This window comes from Psychrobacter fjordensis (genome assembly GCF_904845995.1).
Classification (GTDB): domain Bacteria; phylum Pseudomonadota; class Gammaproteobacteria; order Pseudomonadales; family Moraxellaceae; genus Psychrobacter; species Psychrobacter fjordensis.
Window position 1 is genome coordinate 446,355 of the sequence record NZ_CAJGYP010000001.1, and the last position, 23,963, is coordinate 470,317.

Sequence of the window (23,963 nt, forward strand, 5' to 3'; positions counted from 1 at the left end):
AATTATTGATTATCTATCCTGAATTTTTTTTATGCTATAGTGAATTATATCCTTCAATGTTTATTAAATAGTTTCTTTACTATACTATTTACGCTTGTGCATGCACATGCCATCATATCGCTCTATAATTACCATAATCACCAACGCCTACTGAGTTGAACACACTTATCTAAAAGTGCGGCTGTCACAACAATGCGTAAGTCACTACAGTTATGATAAGTATGTTTCTATCAATTTAGCGATATAATAATCCCCTTTATACATAGCGCTTGTTTATACCGAGATCTGACCATGACTTCTTTATCTAGCCAAAGCACATCTGAAACCCAAACCGCAGCTGTCCAAACTATTTTAAGTACTCTGATTGAGACTCATCAGTTTGACGCTAGCCAAATCAAAACTGATGCTGAGAGCTTAGAGCATTGGGGCAAAGACTGGACCAAGCATTTTGCGCCCGCTGCTGCTGCCATTGTTTTTCCGAAAACTACTGAGCAAGTGCAATCTATCGTCCTACTTGCCAATGAGCACAATGTCGTCCTAACACCAAGTGGTGGTCGTACTGGTCTATCAGCTGGCGCAGTCGCCGCTAATGGTGAGATTGTCGTCAGTATGGATAAGATGAACCGTATCGGACAGTTCTATCCAGCCGATCGAATAGTTGAAGTCGAAGCCGGTGTCATCACTCAGCAGTTGCAAGCATTCGCAGAGTCTAAAGACTTGTACTATCCTGTTGATTTTGCCTCAGCAGGCTCTAGTCAAATCGGTGGCAATATCGGTACTAACGCAGGCGGTATCAAAGTCATTCGTTATGGCATGACCCGTCAATGGATTATGGGCCTGACCGTTGTCACGGGTAAAGGTGATATCTTGCACCTCAACCGCGGTATGGTGAAAAATGCCACCGGTTATGATCTGCGCCAATTGTTCATCGGTAGCGAAGGTACCCTTGGCCTCGTCACTCATGCGCAAATCAAGCTGGAACGTCAGCCACAAGACTTAAACGTCATGGTGCTAGGCATGGACAGTTTTGATGATGTGATGAATGTGCTCTCTGCCTTTCAAGCTAAGATTGATTTAACTGCTTTTGAGTTCTTTGATGATGTCGCGATTGACAAGCTGATGGCACATGGTCAAGTACAAGAGCCATTTGAATCACGCACCAAGTTCTATACATTACTAGAGTTCGAAGCGCCTTATGAGCCAATTATGGACAAGGCTATGGCCATATTTGAGCACTGCATGGAGCAAGGTTGGGTCATCGATGGTGTCATGAGTCAGAGCCTTGCACAGGCTGAAGAGCTGTGGAAATTGCGTGAGTATATCTCTGAGACCATTTCAGTATTTACCCCTTATAAAAACGATGTATCTGTCCTAATTAGTCATGTACCTGAGTTTATCACTGAGATTGATCATATCGTCAGTAGCAACTACCCTGACTTTGAAGTGTGCTGGTTCGGTCATATCGGTGATGGTAATTTGCATCTCAACATCTTAAAGCCTGAAAACATGAACAAAGATGATTTCTTTGCAGAGTGTCAGGTTGTCAATAAGTATGTATTTGAGACGGTACAAAAATATGGCGGTTCGGTATCTGCTGAGCACGGCGTGGGCATGACGAAAAAACCGTATCTGAGTTATAGTCGCAGCGAGACAGAGATTGATTATTTACGAGAGGTCAAAAAAGTCTTTGACCCAAACAATATCATGAACCGCGGTAAGATTTTTGATATGTAATACGTAATGGGCTGATTACTCACGAGATTGAGGGTATCTTAAACGTTTAACCTACCCTCAATAAAAAAGACGCTAAACCATGAAGGTTAGCGTCTTTTTTTTGGCTTATAAAAGCGATAATTTATAAATATAGTAGTATCAGCGCCACCACAAGCAATACGCTTAAAAACCCTTGAATAATCAAAAAGGCTTGATGCGGGGCCACGATATGGCGAAACATATTACCCAGTGCATTATAAGTAATACCTGCGGCTTTCACATGTGGCGGACTGTCGAAGGTTTTTATGATATGCAGAAATTGCTCAGTACGATCAGGAGACCAGCCATGCGGTGCGAATGGCAAATACGGTGACAATTGCGTGGCCTGATTTTTGGTCGCTGGTGACCATAACCAACGTTCCAAAAACAGCAAACGCATACGCCAATCGGCAAAACTGCGATGTTCTATGGTCTGCAAGAGTAGCACCTCAACATCTTTATGGCGACTATCTGCAAAAATGCGTTGCTTTAATGCATATACGTGAGCCTTCTCACCTTCGATGCATTGCAAAAAGTGACCACTACCATAACATAGCGTACCTGTGATGCCGTGCTGCTGATTATAGTCACGTGCATGGCTTTCTACTTCGTCAAATATAGAGGCGCTTAAGCGTGAGGCAATCGTCAGGCTACTGACATAAACCAATTGGACCAGAGTTGAGTCTTCTATCTCGTCCCACGTACTGATTCTATCGGTGTGACTTAAGGGCATAATAAAACAATCCTAAAAAGCCGTTTAAATAAGGCTAAACGAAATAAGCAAAAGAAAATGATGCCCGAATAAAAAAGATACTGACTCACAAAAACGTAGCAAATAGTTACCACGTTAGACTGTCATTGCTTGTGTAGCTTGCTATGATAACGAACGACTTCAAGCTACTAAGAAATGCTATAGTCGAATCCATATAAATCCGCTACATTGTCATCCTCGCTAACCATACTAATGTATAGCTTGCACTCGGTTTCCTTGTATCGAAATTATTTCAATTCAACTATATATAAAAGTGATATCGAATCAATATGAGGTTTTCTTCATACGCACTACCTGAAAATAGTAATAAACGATAGTGAAGATAGTCACACAAAAATTTTGTGACTTCCTATATTCACTTTTAAGCGATATCAACTTTAAAAACCACTTTGGCGACGCTGAATTTAACAGGCAGAATAAGATAAAATACACGCATAACTTATTGTAAATACAATGATAAATTATTGTAACGGTAATGTTTTGCGATTGGAATGTTTTTATCACTTTTTTATATAAAAACTTGCCAACGTGACTGCTAAACTCGATTCAGATAATCCATATACAAGGAAGGCGAGTTAAAATACTACAAATAGTAAACTCGGCCAGACTGACCACGTATCAGGTCAATACAGAATTTACGATATCATGCTGCCCTATTAGCTATGACTAACATCCATAAATATTTAAAACAGGAACATTATGAGCAAGATAGAAAAACTAGATGATCTTCACCTAACGATTGCTGAGATCAAGAAAAAAGATTACCCTCAATTAAAAGAATTGATGGACCGTGTTTATGTCAATTTAGGCGGCGCATGGTCAAAAACCACTATCCATACTTTGATTGATGCCTTTCCTGAAGGGCAGATTGCAATGTTTGATCATGATCAGCTGATTGGTATCGTTCTCTCTATGCGCGTGGATTATGCCAAATTTTCTAACCCACATACTTATGACGATTTGATTGGTCAAAAAGAGATTATTAGAGACAACCCAGAAGGGGACGCTATCTATGGTCTAGATGCCTTGATTGATCCAGAATATCGTGGCTATCGCTTAGGACGTAGATTATATGATGCGCGCAAAGAACTGTGTCGTCAGCTGAACTTCCGCGCTATTTTGGCCGGTGGTCGTATTCCTAACTATCATAATCATCAAGACCTCACCCCTGGCGACTATATCGATGCCGTCGCAGCTCGTGAAATCCATGATTCTGCGCTGTCTTTCCAATTATCGAACGGCTTTATCGTCAAGCGTATCCTAACTGCTTATTTGCCAGATGATGCTCAGTCTAAAGGTTTCGCCACCCTGCTTGAGTGGGCCAATATTTATTACGAGCCAAAAGACTACAAGCCAAATACGCGTAAGTCTGAGGTACGTATCGGTGGTATTCAGTGGCAGATGCGTGAAGTAGAGTCGCCTGAAGAGCTGTTACAACAAGTCGAGTTCTTTGTCGATATCATGGCTGATTACAACTCAGATTTTGCCTGCTTGCCAGAGTTTTTCAACGCGCCATTAATGGGTCTATGTGAGTCAACGGATCAAAACATTGCCATTCGATTTTTGGCAGAATATACTGAGTGGTTCAAAAACGAGATATCGCATCTAGCGGTCAGCTACAACGTAAACGTCATCTGTGGCTCTATGCCGTTACTAGATGAAGATGACACCTTATATAACGTCAGCTACCTGTGCCGCCGTGATGGTACGGTTGAAGAGCAGCGCAAAATCCATATCACGCCACATGAGCGTAGCGCTTGGGTTATCGAAGGCGGTGATGAAGTTAAGGTGTTCGATACAGACGCTGGTCGCATTGGTATCTTAGTTTGCTATGATGTTGAATTCCCAGAACTTGCTCGTCTCTTAGCGCTAGATGACATGGATATCTTGTTCGTACCTTTTTGGACAGACACGAAGAACGGTTACTTACGTGTACGTCATTGTGCCCAAGCACGCGCGATTGAAAACGAGTGCTACGTCATGATTTGTGGCTCAGTTGGAAACTTACCGCAGGTAGAAAGCCTAGATATTCAGTACGCTCAGTCATCTATTTTTTCACCATCAGATTTTGCATTCCCACATGATGCAATTATGGCCGAAACCACGGCCAACACTGAAATGGTGTTTTTCTCTGATTTGAACCTAGACAAACTTACCCATGTGCGTAACGAAGGCTCAGTTCATAACCTGATTGATCGCCGTGACGACTTATTCAGTCTAAAATGGAAAAAGAAAGCCAAAATTCCAGCCAGTAAACTGACTGATGAAGAACGCCGCGAAAACTCAGGCAGCGTACTCATAGGCAATCCATTACAGGACCGCGCCCAAAAGCCTTAATCAAGTAGGTGAGAGAAGCCACCTGTTAACAACCATGTACTCAAATTTGTGAATAATACGGCTGATATTTCAGCCGTTTATTTTTATCTACCAAAAATACATAGGACAAAAAAGCCGCCACTATGACGACTGATACCTTAAAAAAAGACATTGCTAAACAAACACCAAAGAAAAAAATACTGTCCATCGTTAAGACAGTGCTGTTATATGGTCTAATGTTTGTCGTGATTTATACAGCGGTCAACTGGTGGCGACAACCCGTCATGCCAGCCAATCCTCAGTTGCAATTGATGGACTATCAAGGGCAAGCGGTTGATTTAACCGCGCTGAGTCACGAGCAGCCGACACTGGTATATTTTTGGGGTACGTGGTGTTCAGTCTGTAGCTTCACCTCTCCAACGATAAACAAGCTGGCAGCCGCAAATAACTATCCTGTCGTTACTATTGCCGTCCAATCAGGGTCTAACCAAGAGTTGCAGAATTATCTGACCGAAAAAGACTTTAAGTTTACGACGGTAAATGACCAAGAGGGTTATATCTTTGATGATTGGCAAGGACAAGTCACACCCTCCTATGTCATTCTAAAAGATGGTGAGATGACGCAAGGACTGACGGGGATTCAGCCACTTTGGTCATTAAAATTACGGCTGTGGTTATCGTCTATTTTTTAATGCTTAATTAGTACGTAAACAGTTCATGTGATCGTAACAAATAGATAATCAATATTCTAATACGTATGATTTAATAGAAGATATATGGCTGATAGGCATGATTGATTTTTGCTAAAGTTAGGGGGAAATGGACCAGCTCTTTTTACCCTATCCTTTTTGTCATATAATAGCTGCCGATCTAAATATTTTTTCTCATTATTTTTACCAGCACATTTTATGTTGCAATCGTCTCATTACCATTTATTATTGACGTCACTATTTATCGAAATGGTTATTTGTTGACATGACGGTTGATAAACCAACTATCATGAGCAATATACCTATTATTATATTAGCAATTAAGCAGTAATAACTCAGCATAAATCCTAGTATTATATTGAACGTTGAGCCTTGTATCCGGTTTTGAACCGACACACAAACCTACCCTTTAAAAAGATACCTTCTATGACTGATAAAAGTACCGACACACCAAGCCAAGACTACAAAGACACACTAAACCTCGCAGACACGCCATTTGCGATGCGCGCAAACCTTGCCAAACGTGAGCCAGATTGGCTAGCAGCTTGGGAAGCAGACGATGTGTATGGCAAAATTCGTCAAGCGCGTATCGGTGCTCCTAAATATATTTTGCACGATGGTCCTCCATACGCTAACGGTCAGATTCACTTAGGTCATGCGGTTAACAAAGTACTAAAAGACATTATCGTAAAGTCAAAAACGTTATCAGGCTTTGATGCGCCTTATGTACCTGGTTGGGACTGTCATGGTCTACCAATTGAACAAAAGGTCGAAGCCAAAGTCGGTAAAGTCGGCAAAAAAGTCTCAGCAACAGAGTTCCGTGGTCTGTGCCGTGAGTACGCGAGCACCCAAATTGAGCTCCAAAAAACTGACTTCAAACGTTTGGGTATCTTTGGTGATTGGGACAATCCTTATTTGACCATGAACTTTCATCAAGAAGCCAATATCGTACGTGCGCTTGCCAAAATCTATGACAATGGTCACGTCACTCGCGGTATGAAACCCGTCAACTGGTGCTTGGACTGTAGCTCTGCACTTGCAGAAGCAGAAGTCGAATACCAAGACAAAGTATCAGACGCTATTTACGTAAGCTTTGATGTACTCGATACTGATAAAGTGGCTGCATTGGCCAACTTAGGCAATATTGCCGCCATCATTTGGACAACGACTCCTTGGACGTTGCCTGCTAACCAAGCCATCGCCGTCAGCCCTGACAGCGACTATAGTGTCGTCGCGACTGAAAAAGGCAACTTTTTATTGGCGACCGATCTGGTCGAAACGGCAATAGCAGAACTTAAGTTAGAAAATAAAGGCATCCTAGCGACGGTATCAGGCAGTGATCTTGAAGGCCTACGTGCCCAGCATCCATTGATTGAAGGCCGCCAAGTACCGCTTATCTTAGGTGATCACGTGACCACTGATAGTGGTACTGGCTTAGTCCATACAGCTCCTGGTCATGGTCTAGACGATTATATCGTTGGTCTTAAATATAATTTGCCAGTTGAAAATCCAGTGAGTGGTACTGGTGTTTATTTAGAAAGCGCAGCTGTATTCGCTGGCGAGCATATCTATAAAGCCAATCCACAAATCATCGCCGCCTTACAAGACAATGGCCACCTAATCAGCCATACCAAAATTGAACACAGCTATCCGCATTGCTGGCGTCATAAGTCACCGATTATCTTCCGTGCAACACCGCAATGGTTTATCAGCATGGAAGCCAAAGGCCTACGTGATCGTGCGCTTGCTGACATTCCTTCAGTCAACTGGACGCCAGCATGGGGTCAGAACCGCATCGAATCTATGATGAATGGTCGTCCAGATTGGTGTATTTCACGTCAGCGTACATGGGGCGTGCCAATTACCTTCTTTACTCACAAAGAAACAGGCGAGTTGCATCCAAACACGCTTGAGCTGATGGAAGTCGCGGCACAAAAAATCAATGAAGGCGGCGTTGAAGCTTGGTTTGATGCCAGCTGTGAAGATTTCTTAGGCGCAGAAGCAGCTGACTATGATAAAGCGACTGATACCTTGGACGTTTGGTTTGACTCAGGCACGACGCATTTTGCGGTACTCGATCAGCGTGATGAATTGACCAATCCTGCTGACATGTACTTAGAAGGCTCTGATCAACATCGTGGTTGGTTCCAGACGTCATTACTAACCTCAGAAGCCATGTACGAGCGCCCACCGTTTAAGCAAGTATTAACCCATGGTTTTGTGGTCGATGAAAACGGTCGCAAGATGAGTAAGTCACTTGGTAACATCATCACCCCGCAAGAAGAAATCAATAAAACAGGCGCGGATATGTTGCGTTTGTGGATTGCTTCTAGTGATTATCGTTATGAGATGAGCGCAGGTAAAACAGTCTTTAAAGGTGCGATCGATATGTATCGCCGTATCCGTAATACCCTACGTTTCTTGCTTGCCAACACCGATGACTTTGATCCAGCGACCAACAGTGTGGATATCAATGAGCTAGTAAGTCTTGATAAATTCATCATTGAGCGCGCACAGACAGTACAAGCACAAATCATCAGCGCTTATGATGCAATGGATTTTCACCAAGTCACTCAACATATCACCGCGTTTTGCTCACAAGATTTGGGTAGCTTCTACTTAGACATCATCAAAGACCGTCAATACACGACACAGACTAATGGTCAGCCGCGCCGCTCTGCGCAAACGGCTATCTATCATATCGTTCAAGCGCTTATTCGCTGGATTACGCCAATCTTGTCATTTACTGCTCAAGAAGCATGGGAAGTATTGGAAGGTAAAAATGGAAATGAAGCTGGCTATGTCTTCACCGAAGGCTGGTATGAGTTCCCAGCTCTTGAGCTAAGTGCTATTAGTAATGACGACTGGCAACGTATCATGCGCGCTAAAGATATGGTGAATAAAAACATCGAAACCGCACGTGGTGAGAAAATCATCAATGCCAATCTATCTGCTGATGTGAACTTATATGCTGATGGTGCGATGCATGAGAGCTTAGCCAAGCTTGGTGAAGAGCTGCGCTTTGTACTCATTACCAGTAGTGCTACCTTAAAACCAATGAGCGATGCACCTACTGGAAAAGTAAATGCAGAAAGTCAAACCGAAGGCAATGCAGAAGAATCTACAGACTTGGTGGTAGATATTAGTGCCGCTGCTGGTACCAAATGCGTACGCTGTTGGCATATCCGTGATGACATCGGCACAGATAGCGCACACCCTGAGTTATGCGCACGCTGTGTGACTAACGTCAGCGGTGATGGCGAGGTGCGTCACTATGCCTAACTCAACAGACCCATTAGAGCAAAAGCAGGTGCATACTCAGAGCGATGGCTCACCTGAGCCTGCTCATGCGACGATAGGGAATTCATCAACGCCGAAAGGTCGCCTGATGAAAACACCAAAAGTTCTCGCTAATGGCAGTCGCGCCTTTACGTGGTATTTACTGTCATTGGTCGTGGTTATCATCGATCAGTGGACGAAATGGTTAGCGGAAACCAAGCTGACTTTTCATGAGCCAGTGCCTGTAATTGAGCCGTTCCTTAATTGGACATTGGCATATAACTATGGCGCTGCCTTTAGCTTTTTGGCGGATGCTGGTGGTTGGCAGAAGTGGTTTTTTTCGGGCTTAGCACTGGTAATGTCACTATTTTTAATCGTGTATCTGATTAAGGCTCCGCGCAAAGCCACGCTATTATCATTAGGGCTGGCATTGGTGCTTGGCGGTGCCGTTGGCAACCTCATTGACCGACTGCTACATGGCCACGTCATCGACTTTATTCATGTGCATAATGCTGATGTCTGGCATTACCCTATCTTTAATATTGCAGATATGGGCATCAGTATCGGTGTGGCAATGATTGTCATTGATATGCTGTTCTTGGAAAAGAAGCGTGAAATGCCACGAGCATAGTTGAAAGCAGTTAAATAAAACGGTTTAACTTATAAATAAAAAAGGTGGTTTACGCATTCGTAAGCCACCTTTTTTTGGCTTACTCTTTCTTAGCAAGCTGCTGTCCCTTTATATTAAAGAATCTAGCAAACCTTTTAAGAATGACATGTCACCACCAGCGATCAAAAATAACAACCCTGCCATATTAATGACGACAGTTAAATAATACACGGCACGGAATTCAGCCTTTTGCGACTTATGACGAAGATAAGTCTGTGCAACCATTGCCCCTACCCAACCGCCAAGCGCACTGAGTAGATGCAGCGTCGACTCAGGTGTACGCCAGTTGCCACTTTGGGCTGCTGCTTTATCTTTGGCATACATCGCATAGGTGATAATGCCTAATGCGGCATACCAGCCAACCACCAACCAATTCAGTTTATCCATTATGGTCAATAAGATTAAGACACCATAAAATCCAGCACCTAAAAACAATCGTTTCTTTTGCCCTGCTTCAAAATCAGCTTGGGCACTACGCTTATGATTACGCTTACGGATTTGCTTATTCTTTTTTGCCATTGTCTGCTGTACAAAATCAAGCTCTTGCACATCCTTTGCTTGCATGCGCCCTTGATTGTCTTGACCGAGTGTAAAAACCACTTGCTCACCGACATCCGGACGACGACGCGCTTTAAACTCATTGATATGAAAGAATACAGAGTCACCATTCTCCGTTTCGATAAAACCAAAGCCTTTATCGTCTTGCCACTTTTTAACTTGCCCCTGCTGTTTACTAGCCATCGATATGCCCGCTCTCTTAAATTCACTAAATACGTAGTCAATCCCATATAAATCAGATACGCTTTCATACTTGCTCAGCCGACGAGTTGTAGTAATTTCGCTCGCCCTCCTCGTATCTAAGCTGTCTTAAACCAACTATAGTACACTATTTGCGTTACACTTTTTACGCTTACATACACTGTCAGATGACTTATCATTTCTCATATTATTTTTTGATTTAATATCCCAATTTCGCAACGAATGGCCTTTGACTATGACCGACTCACAATTTATCAATCCCAATGAAGACACCCGTATCACTCACGGCAGTCTTGTAAAGCTGCATTTTGAAGTATCACTAGAAAATGGCACGGTGATTGATTCTACTTTTAGCCGCGACGCCCCTGTGACCTTGACCATTGGTGATGAGAGCTTGTTACCAGGCTTTGAACAAGTACTGATGAATCTACGCGCTGGCGATACACGCTCCGCTCATCTTGAGCCAGAGCAAGCGTTTAGCGATTGGAATCCTGACAACATTCAGCATTTCAGCCGTACTCAATTTGCACTGATCGCTGACAACCCAGAGATTGGCATGATGGTGGAGTTTGAAGACAAAGGCAAAAACACCTTGCCTGGTACGATTAGCGCCATCGATGACGACCAAGTCGAAGTGGACTTCAATCACCCACTTGCCGGGCAATCACTACTATTTAAAGTAAAAATATTTAAAGTGACACCACCTGGTGTGACTGGCATAAAGCTCATCTAATACAATAATAAGGACACAACATGCAATATCAAAAACTGCCACAAATCGATGAAGACGTTTCTAAAATTTGTCTGGGTACGATGACATGGGGACAGCAAAACACTGAGTCCGAAGCGCATGAGCAAATGGACATGGCATTGAGTGAAGGTGTGAACTTTTGGGATACTGCTGAGATGTATCCATCGCCACCGGATAAAGACAAGCAAGGTGACACAGAACGCTTCATGGGTACTTGGTTTAATAAAACCAAACAACGTGACAAAGTCGTTCTTGCCAGCAAAATATCACCAATGGGATTTTTGCGTGATGGACAAACACGTTTTAACGCTGAGCAGATCAGTGGCGCTATTGATGACAATCTTAAACGTCTGCAAACAGACTATATCGATATTTATCAGCTGCATTGGCCTGAACGCCAAACGAACTTTTTTAGTCAGCTTGGTTATACCGAAGAGATGGCAGCGCAACCGCTGGACGATTTGACGCCTTTTTTAGAGACCATTCAAGCATTAAACGATGAGATTAAAAAAGGTCGCATTCGTGCTTATGGTCTATCGAACGATACTGCATGGGGACTCATGCGCTATCTTTGGGAAGCGGATAAAAATGGTTTAATACCACCTCTTACCGTGCAAAACCCTTATAGTCTATTAAACCGCTTGTATGAAATAAACATGGCGGAGATTGCTCATCGTGAGAATGTTGGCTTGCTCGCCTACTCCCCCCTCGGCTTCGGTGTCCTATCTGGTAAATATCTGGACGGCAAACGCCCAACAGGTGCTCGTTTGACCATGTATGATCGCTTTGCCCGCTATACCAATGAAGAAGCAATATCAGCCACCGTTCAATACGCCAAAATAGCTGCTGATGCTGGTTTAGATATGGCACAAATGGCCTTGGCTTTCGTTAACTCACGTTCGTTTGTCACGAGTAACATCATTGGGGCAACCTCGCTCGAGCAGCTTAAATCTAATATCGATAGTGTTAATTTGACCCTAAGCGCAGATGTGTTAGAGGCGATCGAAGCGGTACATACGCAACATCCTAATCCGTCACCTTAACTCAGGCTGGCTCATAGCTATTTAAAAGAAAAGGCGCAAATCGCAAGAACTATCACTGCGATTTGCGCCTTTTTTATACCTGCTCACTTATCAATTCAAGCAAGCCTGATACTTAAGAAAACTTATGCTTTAGGTGTTTTTTCTTGAGCCAGTTTTTCTTGAGATGCTTTTGTCAGTACTCGCGAATGCAATTCAGCCAACCCTTCTTGCATACGTGCTTGCAATATATTGGTAATATCACTCTTATTTAAGCCTTTAGGATCTATTGGCTCAAGTGGTAATACATAAGCCGTCACATCCTTACTGTCCAGTACCTTTTTCAGGCTATCTTTCATCGTCAGCTTGCCATAATAAGGCAGCTCTTCACTCAACGTCCCATCTTTATTGACATAAGCAATCACGAGAGGACGCACAGGAACATCAGCATCTATAGCAGCTTGCAGTAGTGTGCCGTGGATACGCTTGATTTTTTTGCCATCGGTAGTGGTTGCCTCTGGAAAAAATATAACCGAAAATCCCTTACTCAGGAAATTGGCAATCTGCATCGCGACCGTACCTGCGTCACCGGATCCACGCTCGATAAACACCGTACCTGCTGCATGAGCCAATTTACCAAATACTGGCCAATCACCGATTTCCGCTTTAGATAAGAAAAAGGCTGGGCTTAAAGTACCCACCACAGGAATATCCATCCATGACACATGGTTAGATACCCACAGACCATGGTGCTGCTCGACTCGCTCGACTGCAATGACTTTTACACCGAAAGAGCCTGCCATCTTGCGGCAAAAGGCCTGAATATAGCGTGGTAGCGTTTCGCGTGGTGGCTGTTTGAAAGCACCAATACGTTGGGCGGCACGCAGTCCACCAGCGATAGTGGTGGTCATGCCAGCGATTTGTTTACCGCGACCGAACTGCTGTCTGAGTGAAAAGCCTGACTTAGATTGGCTCATCTGTATCCCTCGTGGTTAAAAACGTATGATTGTATATCTTAAATAAACGCAGTGAGTATAACAAAATTTATGAACTCAGTGATGATTTGTTCACTGAGCTATCAAGCGCTTCTGTTGGTATTTTATTCAGCTAACTGCTCTGTAACATAAAAATATCGATATTTAGGCTAATACGCTTTAACATCAAGTGATAAGACCACATATAGAAGGTCATACAAAAGCTATTTCGACGTTTGTTAAAACGTTTATTAAATTGATAATAGCGATATATCTACTTTATTAAATAGGTGACACTCTTTGGATTATTTTGAAAGACATGAAGGTGGCGAACGCGCCATTATAGTACATTTAGACATCCGCCAAATTCAGGATCCTGACGATCTGGGTGAATTTGAGCTATTAGCAGACTCAGCCGGTGCAGATCGTTTGGCACTGGTCACAGGCTCACGTGCACGTCCCGATGCCAGATATTTCGTTGGTAGCGGCAAAGCAGAAGAGATAGCAGAAATGGTACGCGAGCATGATGCAGATATCGTGCTTTTTAACCACAGTTTATCGCCCTCACAAGAGCGTAATATCGAAGCGTTGGTCAAATGCCGCGTGTTAGATCGTACTGGTCTGATTTTGGATATTTTTGCTCAGCGTGCCCGTACCTATGAAGGTAAGCTCCAAGTTGAGTTGGCACAGCTGAATCATTTATCAACGCGTTTGGTCCGTGGTTGGACGCATTTGGAACGTCAAAAAGGTGGTATTGGTCTGCGCGGACCAGGTGAGACTCAGCTTGAGACGGATCGTCGCTTGCTACAAGTGCGCGTCATGCAGCTTAAAAGTAGAATTGAGAAAGTCAGACAGACTCGTGCGCAAGGTCGAGCCCGCCGCCAAAAATCAGACGTGCCGACTATTTCGCTTGTCGGTTATACCAATGCTGGCAAGTCCACTTTGTTCAATCGTTTGGTCGATGAAAACATCTATGCTGCTGATAAATTGTTTGCGACGCTCGATCCAACGCTACGCCGCTTAGATTGGCAAGGTGTGGGACGTGTGGTATTGGTCGATACAGTAGGTTTTGTCCGTCATTTGCCACATGAATTGGTTGAGTCGTTCCATGCGACACTAGAAGAAACGCTAGAGGCAGACTTATTATTACATGTCATCGACTCCTCTAGCGAAGACATGCACGAGCAAATTCAAGCGGTCAAAGACGTACTGGCTGAAATTGATAACGATGTGCCTGTGCTCAATGTCTACAATAAGATCGATTTAACCGATGAGCCTGCACGTATCGGCTATGCCAGTGAAGGTGAACCTAACCGCGTCTATGTGTCTTCTAGAGAGAACTTGGGCATGGAAGAACTATCATTAGCCGTGCAGCAGTTACTCACAGGTACACTGACCACTTTTGATTTGACGCTCCCTTATCATGCAGGGCAGTTAAAGAATGCCTTGTACGAGCTCGGTGTTATCCAAGAAGAAAGCTATAATGACAGTGGTCATGAGTGCTTAACGATTCGCCTCCCAAGTGATAGATTGAGACAACTACTTGGTCAAGCGGATCTAGATCCAGTAGATGTCCTGCCGCTTGCCCAAGCAACGCTACTGATGCCTGTACTTGAAGAGTTTGAGCAGCCTGATGAGGTTGAAGAGCAGACGATGACTGAAGCAGAAGAAAAAGCGTTTGACGAGTTTGATGCGCTGAATACTGAAGTAGAAAATCCATCGAAATAGCTAAATTCTAAAACAATATTTTAAGCATTTAAGTTATAAATAATAAGAGGATGATATCAATCGATATCATCCTTTTTTATGGACTATGTATCGTGATAATTAATATAGTTGATTCAGTTTAAAAGAGATACAAGTACCGAGTGCAGATGTATATGTGATACTTCAAGCGAGGTTAACGCTGTCACTCTTTTATAGAGGATTGACTATATCTAGTCCAAACAACAAAGCACGGTATTACCTTATAGACTTTATTAGTTTGCTTACTCTGTATATAATCGCCTGTTATACATTCAACAAACATTGAGACATAGGACACGCTTAATAAGGCATTATTACCTATACTGACTTTGCGCTCATTCTATTTATCTCTGACTTGGCCAGCATTTCTTATGAAATCTACTCACTTATCTAGTATGCCTCTATGGCTCGCCGTAATCTTGACTTTGGCGCTAGTTATTCTTGTCCGTGAATCAGCCGTTATCCTCTGCCAATGGGCAGGCATCGAAAAAGCCGCCAATATTGTCGGGCTGGTCGCTATGTTTTGTATTTTGATGTCCTGGCGATTGCTCAAAGGTTTACCAAGCTGGCTAACGCAAGCCAGTAATACCCTATTGGTCGATAGTGGCTTTGCTTTTTTGCCAGTCTCTGCTGGTGCAGGATTGCTACTCTTTGCCTTAGGTGACGAGCTATGGGGCGTGATGGCAACGATGATTATCAGTGTGCTGATTCCACTGTGGGGCTTGGCGATTCTTTCCAATCGCTGGCTAAACGACAATGTTAGTACGAACACTACCTCTGTTGAAGAGCGCAAATAATAGCTGTGAGTAATATGAACAAGGAAAAGGTATGAGTTTTGACAGTTTATTTGTGACGACCTTAGCAGCCATCGTACTAACCTTGGCGGCACATGTCATTGCTCGATTGCTGGCACGTAAGATTTCATGGTTGCCAATGGTAATTACAGCGTTAGCACTTGTTCTTTTATTCTTGTTCCTTTTGCAATGGGATTACAATGATTACTATAGTGCGGCAAAGCCGATATTTGATCGTCTGTTAGGGTATGTCACCGTATTATTGGCCGTGCCTTTGGCAGCGATGAGCTTTAAAGGATTGCCTGTCAAAAAACTCATGTTAATCGTCACCATTGCTAGTCTCGTGGGTGCATTATTACCCATGTCATTGGCATATCTGTTTTCGTTAAGTCACGACACCATACTCGCTTTTGCGACACGTTCAGTGACCACACCGATTGGTCTGAGTGTCGCCGATTTGATTAAAGCACCACTTGCCATGGCAAACTTAATTATCATTGTCTCAGGGCTTATCGGTGGGGCTTTAGCGCGCTTTTTGTTTCGTGGTATCGATGATGACCGTGCTAAAGGCCTAGCACTTGGCTTAGCCGCTCATGCTTTTGGTACCGTGGAAGCTTGGCAAATCAGTCATACTGCCGGACGTTACGCTGCATTTGGGTTGGCAGTAAACGGTCTGGTAACAGCCATCTGGGTACCTATTTTCATCAGCGCACTCATCAGTTAAATCCTCAATAATATTATAAGGGCTGAACTAGTTATCTAGAACAACCCTTACTGTTTTATAGTATTTAAATATAGTTGATTCAATTTAAAAGTAGTACAAGGCAACTGACTGTAGATCTATATTTAGTATTTCAAGCGAGGTTAACGCAGTAACACCTTTATAGTGGAATGACTATAGCCCCTTGCTTAGAAGTCCCTTTCTCAACAGTCTCTTGCTCAGAGGGCCCTTTCTCAAAAGTCCCTTGCTCAAATTATCTAAGCGGTCTTTTATGGCCAATTTTCCATACGTATAAAGCTATATAAATACTGACCTACTGGTTTAAAACACAGACTAAAAAACCATAGCATGTTGATTTTTCTAAAGTTATCCCAAGATACAATCTCTATTTTTACATCTTATTTTGACAATCATATGCGTTGAAAAGTTATTGTATGCTATAGTAAACAACTATTATTTTTTGTATCTATTACGAGTGGTTTCTAGTTAAACGTGGTTTTTCTAGGTTGCTATATTCATTATAGCTATAAAATCCGACAAGCCCAATAACCGCTTAAATGCGAAAAACGAAGCGCCTATAGGCAAAGTAATTTGCTATTACTCGATAAAAAGTGATAACCCTATGATAAACGTTGCAACCTTAGTGACTCGCTGCTTGTCTCCTGTTCTACTTACTACCGTCGTCCTCTCTAGCCTACCTATCGTTGCTCAAGCAGGAAATATAACGATTTATAAGGATGAAAGTGGGAAGGTATTACTAACTAACGTCAATCCCAGTGGTAATTTTGATCAATTTACCAAAAAAGTGCAGGTGAATTACTACAAAAGCTCTAAGTTATATGATGGCAGTAATAACGGTTATAGCAGCAATAATGATTACGGTAGCAGCGCTGCTAGTAACAGTGGCACCCGCAATGCTTATGATAGCTATATTCGTGACTCTGCCCAACGTCATGGCGTAGACCCTGCCCTCATGAAAGCAATGATGCATACAGAATCAGCTTTTAATCCAAACGCGCGTTCACCAGTCGGTGCCCAAGGTCTGATGCAGCTTATGCCAGCGACAGCTCGCCGTTTCAAAGTGAACAACCCTTGGAACCCTGCTGATAACATTGAAGGCTCAGCCAAATATATCGCTTGGCTCATGCGCCGTTTTGACAATAGAATTGAGTATGCAGTCGCAGGCTATAATGCGGGTGAAGGAAACGTCGATAAATACGGTGGCATCCCTCCTTTTAAAGAAACACAGAACTATGTTAAAAAAGTGATGAGCCGCTACCATAGCTTATATAAAAATGACTCAGGGCTGTCTGGTGCGAGCATGAGCGCCAGTAACCAAACTAGTAATACGAACGGTGGTCTAAAAAATGTCAGTTATGGCACCAGTAGTAATAATGCCAGTTATACCAATTCTGCTTATGCGGCCTTACGTTAAACCATAAAAACCATGTACAAACAATCAGACATAAAAAAGCCCGTTAATAAATTAACGGGCTTTTTTATATTTGGAGACCCTATCTTACCTCTTATAATGCAGGTGATAGAGTCAGACTATGAATGCTGAATAAAATTTCACTCCACACGCATAGCCATTTCCAATGTAAAAACTTACTTGTTAGCTGCTTGAGTAGCCGCAACTTCAGCAGCAAAATCTTCTTGCTTCTTCTCGATGCCTTCGCCAACTTCTAGACGTTTGAAACCTAGTACTTTTACGCCTTCAGCTTTTAGTACGTCACCAACTTTTTTGTCGTTGTCCATAACGTACGGCTGACGCAATAAAGTAACTTCTTCTAGGTACTTACGCAGGCCACCTTCGATCATTTTTTCAACGATGTTGTCAGGCTTGCCAGACTCACGAGCTTTTGCTTCAATAATGTCTTTTTCGCGCGCTAACAAATCAGCAGCAACGTCTTCGTCATCAATCGCAACAGGGTTGAATGCAGCGATATGCATGGCAAGGTTCTTACCAGTATCTGCAGCGCCGCCTTCATAAGATACAACTACACCGATACGTAGACCATGACGGTATGCAGCGATGTTTGCACCTTCAAGTACTTCAACACGGCGGATCTGAATGTTCTCACCGATTTTTTGTACTAGTGATACACGTGCTTCTTCAACGCTTTGGCCATTACCATATGGTAATTCAGCGATAGCAGCAACATTAGTCTCGTTGTTTTCTAGAGCGATGCTAGCTACTTGCTCTGCAAATGCATTGAAGTTTTCGTCTTTTGCAACGAAGTCAGTCTGACAGTTAACTTCTAACAAGAATGCTTTGTTTTCGCCTTGAGCGATGATGATTGCGCCGTCAGCTGCGATGTTACCCGCTTTTTTAGCTGCTTTGGCTTGACCAGATTTACGCAAGTTATCAATGGCAGTTTCAACATCGCCGTTTGATTCTTCTAACGCTTTTTTACATTCCATCATGCCAAGACCAGTACGGTCACGCAATTCTTTTACCATTTTGGCAGATACTTTTACTTCTGACATAAGAGTCACCTTAGTATTGTTATGTGAGGTACAGTCAAGTCCATATAAGTCTGCTACATCGTTGTATCAGACTTATTTGAATTCAACTATCGTGCTTAATTTTTGCTGATGTTGCTTTACTGTCTAGCTATACAATCAAGTTGTACGATGTCGAACTTGTCGTGAGGAAAGCGTTCGTTATGTCGTTATCACCGGAACTGTATATAGCGACAGAAAGTATAGGCGATAATACTCGCCTATTAACGAGCTATCCATCAACAACAAGGCATGACGAGTAAAACTACATCATGCCTATTGTAAGCTTGTACGCTGTTAATAACGTTATATGGATACTGATAGAGGTACTATCAAGTTATCATTACAACGTTAAACCTTTCAGGTCAGCTATTTATTCTGCTGGAGTAGCAGCTTCTTCTGCAGCTGGAGCTTCTTCAGTAGCAGCAGGTGCTTCTTGCTCAGCTTTGCCGCCAGCTTGAGTTTGTGCGTATTCTTTACCGGCAATGATAGAATCAGCCATAGAAGTAACATACAAAGTCACAGCACGGATAGCATCATCGTTAGCTGGAATGATGTAATCAACGTTATCTGGGCTAGAGTTAGTATCAACGATACCGATAACTGGGATACCTAGATTTTTAGCTTCTTTGATAGCGATCGCTTCGTGATCTACGTCTACTACGAAGATAGCGTCAGGTAGGCCGCCCATGTCTTTGATACCGCCTAATGAACGCTCAAGTTTTTCCATATCGCGAGTACGCTCTAACGCTTCACGCTTAGTTAGCTTAGCGAAAGTACCGTCTTCTGCTTGCTTCTCAAGCTCTTTTAGACGATTGATTGACTGGCGTAGTGTTTTCCAGTTAGTCAACATACCACCTAACCAGCGATGGTCAACGTATGGCATGCCAGCGCGAGCAGCTTGCTCACGGATGATGCCGCTTGCAGCGCGTTTAGTACCAACAAACAATACTTTGTTTTTCTTAGCAGCTAAGCCGTTTACGTAAGTCAATGCTTCGTTAAACGCTTTTACTGTGTGCTCTAAGTTGATGATGTGAATCTTGTTACGTGCACCAAAGATGTATGGTCCCATTTTTGGGTTCCAAAAACGTGTTTGGTGACCAAAGTGAGCGCCGGCTTGTAGTAAGTCGCGCATTTCGATTTTGGTTGGATTCTTTGTAGCCATGTGAAATATTCCTATTGGTTGGGTTATGCCTCCACATCACAAAAACTGCCTATCTAGCGACACGCATCTGCTAATGGTTAATGTTTATTGAGAAAGCACTAACTTTTTTGCAAATTAATCAAGTCGCCAAACACCCAGCAATTCTTTGCCATGATGTGTGTGTCATTGGTTGGTTTAAAAAAGAAGCTATGCTCAGATTTCAGAAATACTCTCAAACCTAAACTATAAAGCAAATTATAAAATAGCTGCGCCGTATTTTATCATATAACTTACTGTAATCGCCAGTAATTTATCAGTATAACGCAGCAAAGTAAAAGTGAGATATCACCATATTATCAGACAAAAAAAGCGACACAGATGCGTCGCTTTTTTGGGAATTACTCTGGCTGCATATCATTTGCGCTACATTAGATTATGCAATGCAAATACCTATCACAGCTTTATGACCATGCCAAGTAAATGGCGTGACATAGCTTTGACGGTCTTTAGGCAAATAAGACACGCTAGGCGCACTTTCTACAATATGCGGTGGAGAGATAATGAACTCCGAACCAAACTCTGTACGAGCATTACCAGAGATAGTATTGGCCATTTCACCCAGCAAATCTTTCATCATTATAATTGATGAGTCAGGCTCTCCCATGACTTTTAACACCTCTCGCAACATCACGCTTGGTGCACTCACGTACACGCAGCCTTCGAGAGGGCCAGATATTTCAATCACACCGCTATAATCATAACCAATAGCACTTCTGTTATGATTCAAATAAGGGGTATCAATAGATACTTCTGAGCCATCAATCTGTGCAAAAAACGCATTGATTGAGCTAAGAAACACACCTAATTTTTCTATTTTGACCATAATATATTAATATCCGTCTTTATTACGCGGCAGTGTCGTTAATCTTGTAAACAAACCACGATCTCGCCAACTTGTGAATGCCAAGTGATGGGAATAATAAAAGAACGCTCATTGTTCGGCAACACAATACTTTGCGGAGAGCCTTTAAACACAAGTGGCACAGAAATATGAAACTCTGGACCAAACTCTTTGCGCGCATTGCCTGCGATAGTATTAGCCACTTCACCAGCCAAATCTATATAATTTTCATCACTTTTGTCCGTTTCACCCATACTGTCTAATATAGAAGACAATAACTGCTGCGTTGCCGAAAAATACACCACGCCTTTTTGCCCACCTGATATACCGATGACACCCGTATAGTCATGAACTTTTGGCTGTTTGTTTTCTAACAAATAAGGAGTATCTGCGACGAGCTCCTCTCCACCAAACTGATTAAAATAGTTACTGATAATGTTTAAAAAAATATGTAGCTTTTGTTCTTTCATAATAACATCTACTTAAGTCGTTGAAGGGTTTAGTCTTGCATCAATTCATACAAAGACTCGACAAGCTCTTCTTCAGAAAAAGGCTTGCATAAAAATCCGCTGGCACCCAACGACAACGCTTCAATGCCAGTGGCTTTGTCAGATAACGCTGACACTACTAAAATACGTACATCAGGATCAATCTCAATGATTTTTTCAATGCATTCGAGACCATCCATTTGTGGCATGGTCAAGTCCATCGTGATCACATCAGGACGATGAATATTAAACTTTTCGATAGCTTGAACACCACTGGTGGCCGTAGCAACCAACATAAATTGCCCTGAATCGTACGCGCGCTGAATACGATTTCTAATAATATTTGAATCATCAACAATCATTAGCTTATACATAACTGACTTATTACCTTTAATGAAGTGCTTGTCGTCCCTGACAATATAACCTGCTATTTTTAATTAAGCTTTAGGCAATGTAATAACAAACCGTGTCATCTGACCCAGCTCACTATTCACATTAAGCTTACCATCGTAATCTTTTACTTTCGCTTTGATGATATCAAGACCGACACCGCGGCCGCCGTCTTCATCTGCATCATCTTTGGTAGAAAATCCTGAAGAAAACAGCTGCTTAAGTAACTGACCTTTAGTCAACTTATTGGCTTCTTCAATACTAAAACGGCCTTCTGTGCTTAATTTAGTACGAATGCTATCATAATCGATACCTTGACCATCATCTTGTACAATCAGCATGAAGTTCGAATCATTATTTTGCACTTCTAGATCAATGGTTCCTACCTCAGCCTTACCAGTCAAATGACGAACACTTGGCGCTTCGATACCATGCACCACAGCATTACGTAGTAGCTGAATACTCATTTCTTTAAATGGCTTTGCTACATGTTCTGGTATATGCACTTGCGTTAGTGTACTACTCTTTACCTGCACTTGCTTACCTTGTCTTTCAGCAATATCTTTTACAAATCCTTCATAAAAAGACAAAAGACTATCATCGTCGTCACTATCTAAATCAATATCCTGACCGCCATCGATATCAACACTATCGACTGAGTCAGTTAATACTGGTGTCTCGACCATGACTGTTTTTGATGTGCTATTTTTAGCAATATCATCACTTAATATAAGTGATTCTTCTGCAGGTTTTGATGTCGTTGGTGCTGAGCGGTTGATACGCTCACCTAACGTCGCGATGGTATTTGACAGGCTTAATAAGTCATCCAAATGTACTGCCAATGGTAAGAAGTCATTACCAGAAAGCTGGCCTTGGTTCTGTAATGCGTGCAGTTTATCTTCCGCATCAGACGCAATCTTCGTAAAGCTGTGTAGTTTTAACGCAGACGCCTCACCTTTTAAACTATGCATTTCGCGATAGATGGCTTTTAATTTTCCTTCAAGCTCGTATTGTGAGCTACCAGGGTTTTTCAAGATATTATTCATTTTGTCGATATGCATTTGAGTATTAACAATGAACTCATTAATAATCTTCGGATTCACATTCAAGATAGTGGTTAACATCTCAATTTGCATATCATTTTGTGAGCGCTCTTTCTCTAAACGCTGCTCTAGGTAAACGGCATCTGATACATCATTGACGTTGACCAAAATACGGGCAATGTCTTTATCGTCATATACACGTGAAAACTTAAAATCTAAGAAACGATTATTCTGTGCTTTACTTCCAGATGCATTGTGCAACATCACCTTATGCAAGGGATTGAGAGAGTTCACCAGCTTTTCTTTGACTCGTGGATTATAGAGCTGCTCAATGAATTGCTGTGTGGTCTTCAAATCCTTATCAGAAATACGGCCACGTAAAACATTGGCAAAGTTTTCTCCTGATAACTTATCAGAACCGATAATATCGTTTAGTGCGCGAGAATGCTGTTGACCAATATTTAAGTCTTTATCAAGCAAGAATAGACCTGTATTTACCGTTTGCATAATCTCTTGCGTTTCTTGGCGAGCGGCAAAAGCTTCCGCATCCGTCTCACGCAGACGACGTACAAAGAAGAAAACGAAAACTAGGAAGTAGGCAAAAATAGCCGCAACACCCAATAGCTGAACCAAACGAATTCTGTTTGCTTGGCGTTCTGCACTATTAAACACGTCCTTAGTCAAGTTATCTAAAGAATCATTGATAAACAAACTTGATGTCTTCGCCTGTTCAACAGCTTGAGCTAGATCATCTTCGGAGGACACCATGATATTATCAGCATCTTTTAGGTATGTCTGAATCTTAGGCTCTAGTGCTTTCCATTGTTCATCAGCTGCTGCAATATTTACTTGTGCATTGCTATCAATATTTGGCAAATCATAGCTCTTACCATCGGCATCAGTAATCGTTCCACCTTGCTCGATAGCAGACAAAGAGCCAGTAATCAACGTAGTATTTTGCTCCAAACGGCTTAGCGCTCGCTGGATGTGTGGAGAGTTGGTATCCTCACCATAACTATGATCTAAATCAAAAAGATCTTTGATTACCGCCTGTGCACTATTTGCGACTTGGTTGGTTTGATCAATTAAGGCGGTGTTTCTTTCTAATAAACTTGAGGTATAAAAAGTAAAGGCTAGCAAAGCACCGATTAGAGATAAAAACAGTGCAATTGAAATAATTAGACCTTGATAGCGCTTGTTGTCAACATTCGAGATAGTTGCCATCTTTA

Annotated in this window: 20 protein-coding genes; 11 read left to right on the forward strand and 9 right to left on the reverse strand. The window is 42.3% G+C overall.

The genetic code is table 11. The features are described from left to right. The first annotated feature begins 291 nt into the window (after positions 1 to 291). On the forward strand, positions 292 to 1,734 hold the full coding sequence (locus JMW61_RS01900) for an FAD-binding oxidoreductase (RefSeq protein WP_201548967.1): 1,443 nt from the start codon (positions 292 to 294) through the stop codon (positions 1,732 to 1,734). Between the two features lie 121 nt (positions 1,735 to 1,855). On the opposite strand, the gene JMW61_RS01905 is transcribed toward JMW61_RS01900, so the two are convergent. Further along, positions 1,856 to 2,485, reverse strand: coding sequence for a BLUF domain-containing protein (locus JMW61_RS01905; protein WP_201548969.1), 630 nt, complete (start codon positions 2,483 to 2,485; stop codon positions 1,856 to 1,858). A gap of 738 nt (positions 2,486 to 3,223) precedes the next feature. Here JMW61_RS01905 and JMW61_RS01910 point away from each other — a divergent pair. The 4 genes from JMW61_RS01910 (at position 3,224) to lspA (ending at position 9,460) form a co-directional block, all read left to right on the forward strand. Next, entirely contained in the window at positions 3,224 to 4,861 is a 1,638-nt protein-coding gene (locus JMW61_RS01910; RefSeq protein ID WP_110921712.1) for a carbon-nitrogen hydrolase family protein, read from the forward strand. A 122-nt stretch (positions 4,862 to 4,983) separates the two neighbouring features. Further along, the gene (locus JMW61_RS01915) at positions 4,984 to 5,532 is read left to right on the forward strand and encodes a protein disulfide oxidoreductase (RefSeq protein WP_201548971.1); all 549 of its coding nucleotides are present in this window, start codon (positions 4,984 to 4,986) and stop codon (positions 5,530 to 5,532) included. A 444-nt stretch (positions 5,533 to 5,976) separates the two neighbouring features. Further along, a complete protein-coding gene (gene ileS / locus JMW61_RS01920) occupies positions 5,977 to 8,832 on the forward strand; it encodes an isoleucine--tRNA ligase (RefSeq protein ID WP_201548979.1) in 2,856 nt (951 codons plus the stop codon). Beyond that, on the forward strand, positions 8,825 to 9,460 hold the full coding sequence (lspA, locus tag JMW61_RS01925; protein ID WP_201548982.1) for a signal peptidase II: 636 nt from the start codon (positions 8,825 to 8,827) through the stop codon (positions 9,458 to 9,460). Before ileS ends, lspA begins: the two co-directional genes overlap by 8 nt. Positions 9,461 to 9,568: 108 nt before the next feature. Here the strand turns inward: lspA and JMW61_RS01930 are convergent, their stop codons facing one another. After that, on the reverse strand, positions 9,569 to 10,240 hold the full coding sequence (locus JMW61_RS01930; protein WP_201548989.1) for a DUF1294 domain-containing protein: 672 nt from the start codon (positions 10,238 to 10,240) through the stop codon (positions 9,569 to 9,571). 253 nt (positions 10,241 to 10,493) lie between these two features. Between JMW61_RS01930 and JMW61_RS01935 the strand changes: the two genes are divergently transcribed. Together JMW61_RS01935 and JMW61_RS01940 are read left to right on the forward strand one after the other, a co-directional pair. Continuing rightward, positions 10,494 to 10,991 (forward strand): FKBP-type peptidyl-prolyl cis-trans isomerase, encoded by a 498-nt coding sequence (locus JMW61_RS01935; protein WP_110921717.1) that lies wholly within the window; start codon positions 10,494 to 10,496, stop codon positions 10,989 to 10,991. 20 nt (positions 10,992 to 11,011) lie between these two features. Then, a complete protein-coding gene (locus tag JMW61_RS01940) occupies positions 11,012 to 12,052 on the forward strand; it encodes an aldo/keto reductase (protein ID WP_201548991.1) in 1,041 nt (346 codons plus the stop codon). Between the two features lie 122 nt (positions 12,053 to 12,174). On the opposite strand, the gene JMW61_RS01945 is transcribed toward JMW61_RS01940, so the two are convergent. Next, entirely contained in the window at positions 12,175 to 13,005 is an 831-nt protein-coding gene (locus JMW61_RS01945; RefSeq protein ID WP_201548993.1) for a lysophospholipid acyltransferase family protein, read from the reverse strand. A gap of 297 nt (positions 13,006 to 13,302) precedes the next feature. Here JMW61_RS01945 and hflX point away from each other — a divergent pair, with 297 nt between their 5' ends. The 4 genes from hflX (at position 13,303) to JMW61_RS01965 (ending at position 17,698) form a co-directional block, all read left to right on the forward strand. Then, a complete protein-coding gene (gene hflX / locus JMW61_RS01950) occupies positions 13,303 to 14,730 on the forward strand; it encodes a ribosome rescue GTPase HflX (RefSeq protein ID WP_201549002.1) in 1,428 nt (475 codons plus the stop codon). Positions 14,731 to 15,119: 389 nt separating this feature from the next. Then, a complete protein-coding gene (locus JMW61_RS01955; RefSeq protein ID WP_201549004.1) occupies positions 15,120 to 15,545 on the forward strand; it encodes a CidA/LrgA family protein in 426 nt (141 codons plus the stop codon). Positions 15,546 to 15,576: 31 nt separating this feature from the next. Then, positions 15,577 to 16,266, forward strand: coding sequence for an LrgB family protein (locus JMW61_RS01960; protein WP_201549006.1), 690 nt, complete (start codon positions 15,577 to 15,579; stop codon positions 16,264 to 16,266). A 619-nt stretch (positions 16,267 to 16,885) separates the two neighbouring features. After that, the gene (locus JMW61_RS01965; protein WP_201549008.1) at positions 16,886 to 17,698 is read left to right on the forward strand and encodes a lytic transglycosylase domain-containing protein; all 813 of its coding nucleotides are present in this window, start codon (positions 16,886 to 16,888) and stop codon (positions 17,696 to 17,698) included. Between the two features lie 173 nt (positions 17,699 to 17,871). Here JMW61_RS01965 and tsf read toward each other — a convergent pair whose 3' ends face one another. From tsf to JMW61_RS01995, 6 genes are all read right to left on the reverse strand, one after another. Further along, positions 17,872 to 18,753, reverse strand: coding sequence for a translation elongation factor Ts (gene tsf / locus JMW61_RS01970; RefSeq protein WP_201549010.1), 882 nt, complete (start codon positions 18,751 to 18,753; stop codon positions 17,872 to 17,874). Positions 18,754 to 19,141: 388 nt separating this feature from the next. Beyond that, a complete protein-coding gene (gene rpsB, locus JMW61_RS01975; protein ID WP_110921724.1) occupies positions 19,142 to 19,933 on the reverse strand; it encodes a 30S ribosomal protein S2 in 792 nt (263 codons plus the stop codon). Positions 19,934 to 20,345: 412 nt separating this feature from the next. After that, positions 20,346 to 20,795, reverse strand: coding sequence for a chemotaxis protein CheX (locus JMW61_RS01980; protein WP_110921725.1), 450 nt, complete (start codon positions 20,793 to 20,795; stop codon positions 20,346 to 20,348). Between the two features lie 38 nt (positions 20,796 to 20,833). Continuing rightward, complete coding sequence (locus tag JMW61_RS01985; protein ID WP_201549012.1) at positions 20,834 to 21,283, reverse strand: chemotaxis protein CheX; 450 nt, start codon at positions 21,281 to 21,283, stop codon at positions 20,834 to 20,836. A 29-nt stretch (positions 21,284 to 21,312) separates the two neighbouring features. Further along, positions 21,313 to 21,675: a response regulator gene (locus tag JMW61_RS01990; protein WP_110921727.1), complete on the reverse strand. Its 363-nt coding sequence runs from the start codon at positions 21,673 to 21,675 to the stop codon at positions 21,313 to 21,315. A 63-nt stretch (positions 21,676 to 21,738) separates the two neighbouring features. After that, entirely contained in the window at positions 21,739 to 23,958 is a 2,220-nt protein-coding gene (locus JMW61_RS01995) for an ATP-binding protein (protein ID WP_201549026.1), read from the reverse strand. Positions 23,959 to 23,963 lie beyond the last annotated feature (5 nt).

Bases quoted from the DNA above. Each gene is read 5' to 3' on its own strand.
- tsf (WP_201549010.1), bottom strand. From the start codon at position 18,753: ATGTCAGAAGTAAAAGTATCTGCCAAAATGGTAAAAGAATTGCGTGAC.
- JMW61_RS01955 (WP_201549004.1), top strand. From the start codon at position 15,120: ATGAAATCTACTCACTTATCTAGTATGCCTCTATGGCTCGCCGTAATC.
- JMW61_RS01960 (WP_201549006.1), top strand. From the start codon at position 15,577: ATGAGTTTTGACAGTTTATTTGTGACGACCTTAGCAGCCATCGTACTA.
- JMW61_RS01935 (WP_110921717.1), top strand. From the start codon at position 10,494: ATGACCGACTCACAATTTATCAATCCCAATGAAGACACCCGTATCACT.
- JMW61_RS01965 (WP_201549008.1), top strand. From the start codon at position 16,886: ATGATAAACGTTGCAACCTTAGTGACTCGCTGCTTGTCTCCTGTTCTA.
- JMW61_RS01985 (WP_201549012.1), bottom strand. From the start codon at position 21,283: ATGAAAGAACAAAAGCTACATATTTTTTTAAACATTATCAGTAACTAT.
- JMW61_RS01905 (WP_201548969.1), bottom strand. From the start codon at position 2,485: ATGCCCTTAAGTCACACCGATAGAATCAGTACGTGGGACGAGATAGAA.
- JMW61_RS01930 (WP_201548989.1), bottom strand. From the start codon at position 10,240: ATGGCTAGTAAACAGCAGGGGCAAGTTAAAAAGTGGCAAGACGATAAA.
- lspA (WP_201548982.1), top strand. From the start codon at position 8,825: ATGCCTAACTCAACAGACCCATTAGAGCAAAAGCAGGTGCATACTCAG.
- JMW61_RS01940 (WP_201548991.1), top strand. From the start codon at position 11,012: ATGCAATATCAAAAACTGCCACAAATCGATGAAGACGTTTCTAAAATT.
- rpsB (WP_110921724.1), bottom strand. From the start codon at position 19,933: ATGGCTACAAAGAATCCAACCAAAATCGAAATGCGCGACTTACTACAA.
- ileS (WP_201548979.1), top strand. From the start codon at position 5,977: ATGACTGATAAAAGTACCGACACACCAAGCCAAGACTACAAAGACACA.
- JMW61_RS01980 (WP_110921725.1), bottom strand. From the start codon at position 20,795: ATGGTCAAAATAGAAAAATTAGGTGTGTTTCTTAGCTCAATCAATGCG.
- JMW61_RS01915 (WP_201548971.1), top strand. From the start codon at position 4,984: ATGACGACTGATACCTTAAAAAAAGACATTGCTAAACAAACACCAAAG.
- JMW61_RS01995 (WP_201549026.1), bottom strand. From the start codon at position 23,958: ATGGCAACTATCTCGAATGTTGACAACAAGCGCTATCAAGGTCTAATT.
- JMW61_RS01990 (WP_110921727.1), bottom strand. From the start codon at position 21,675: ATGTATAAGCTAATGATTGTTGATGATTCAAATATTATTAGAAATCGT.
- JMW61_RS01900 (WP_201548967.1), top strand. From the start codon at position 292: ATGACTTCTTTATCTAGCCAAAGCACATCTGAAACCCAAACCGCAGCT.
- JMW61_RS01945 (WP_201548993.1), bottom strand. From the start codon at position 13,005: ATGAGCCAATCTAAGTCAGGCTTTTCACTCAGACAGCAGTTCGGTCGC.
- JMW61_RS01910 (WP_110921712.1), top strand. From the start codon at position 3,224: ATGAGCAAGATAGAAAAACTAGATGATCTTCACCTAACGATTGCTGAG.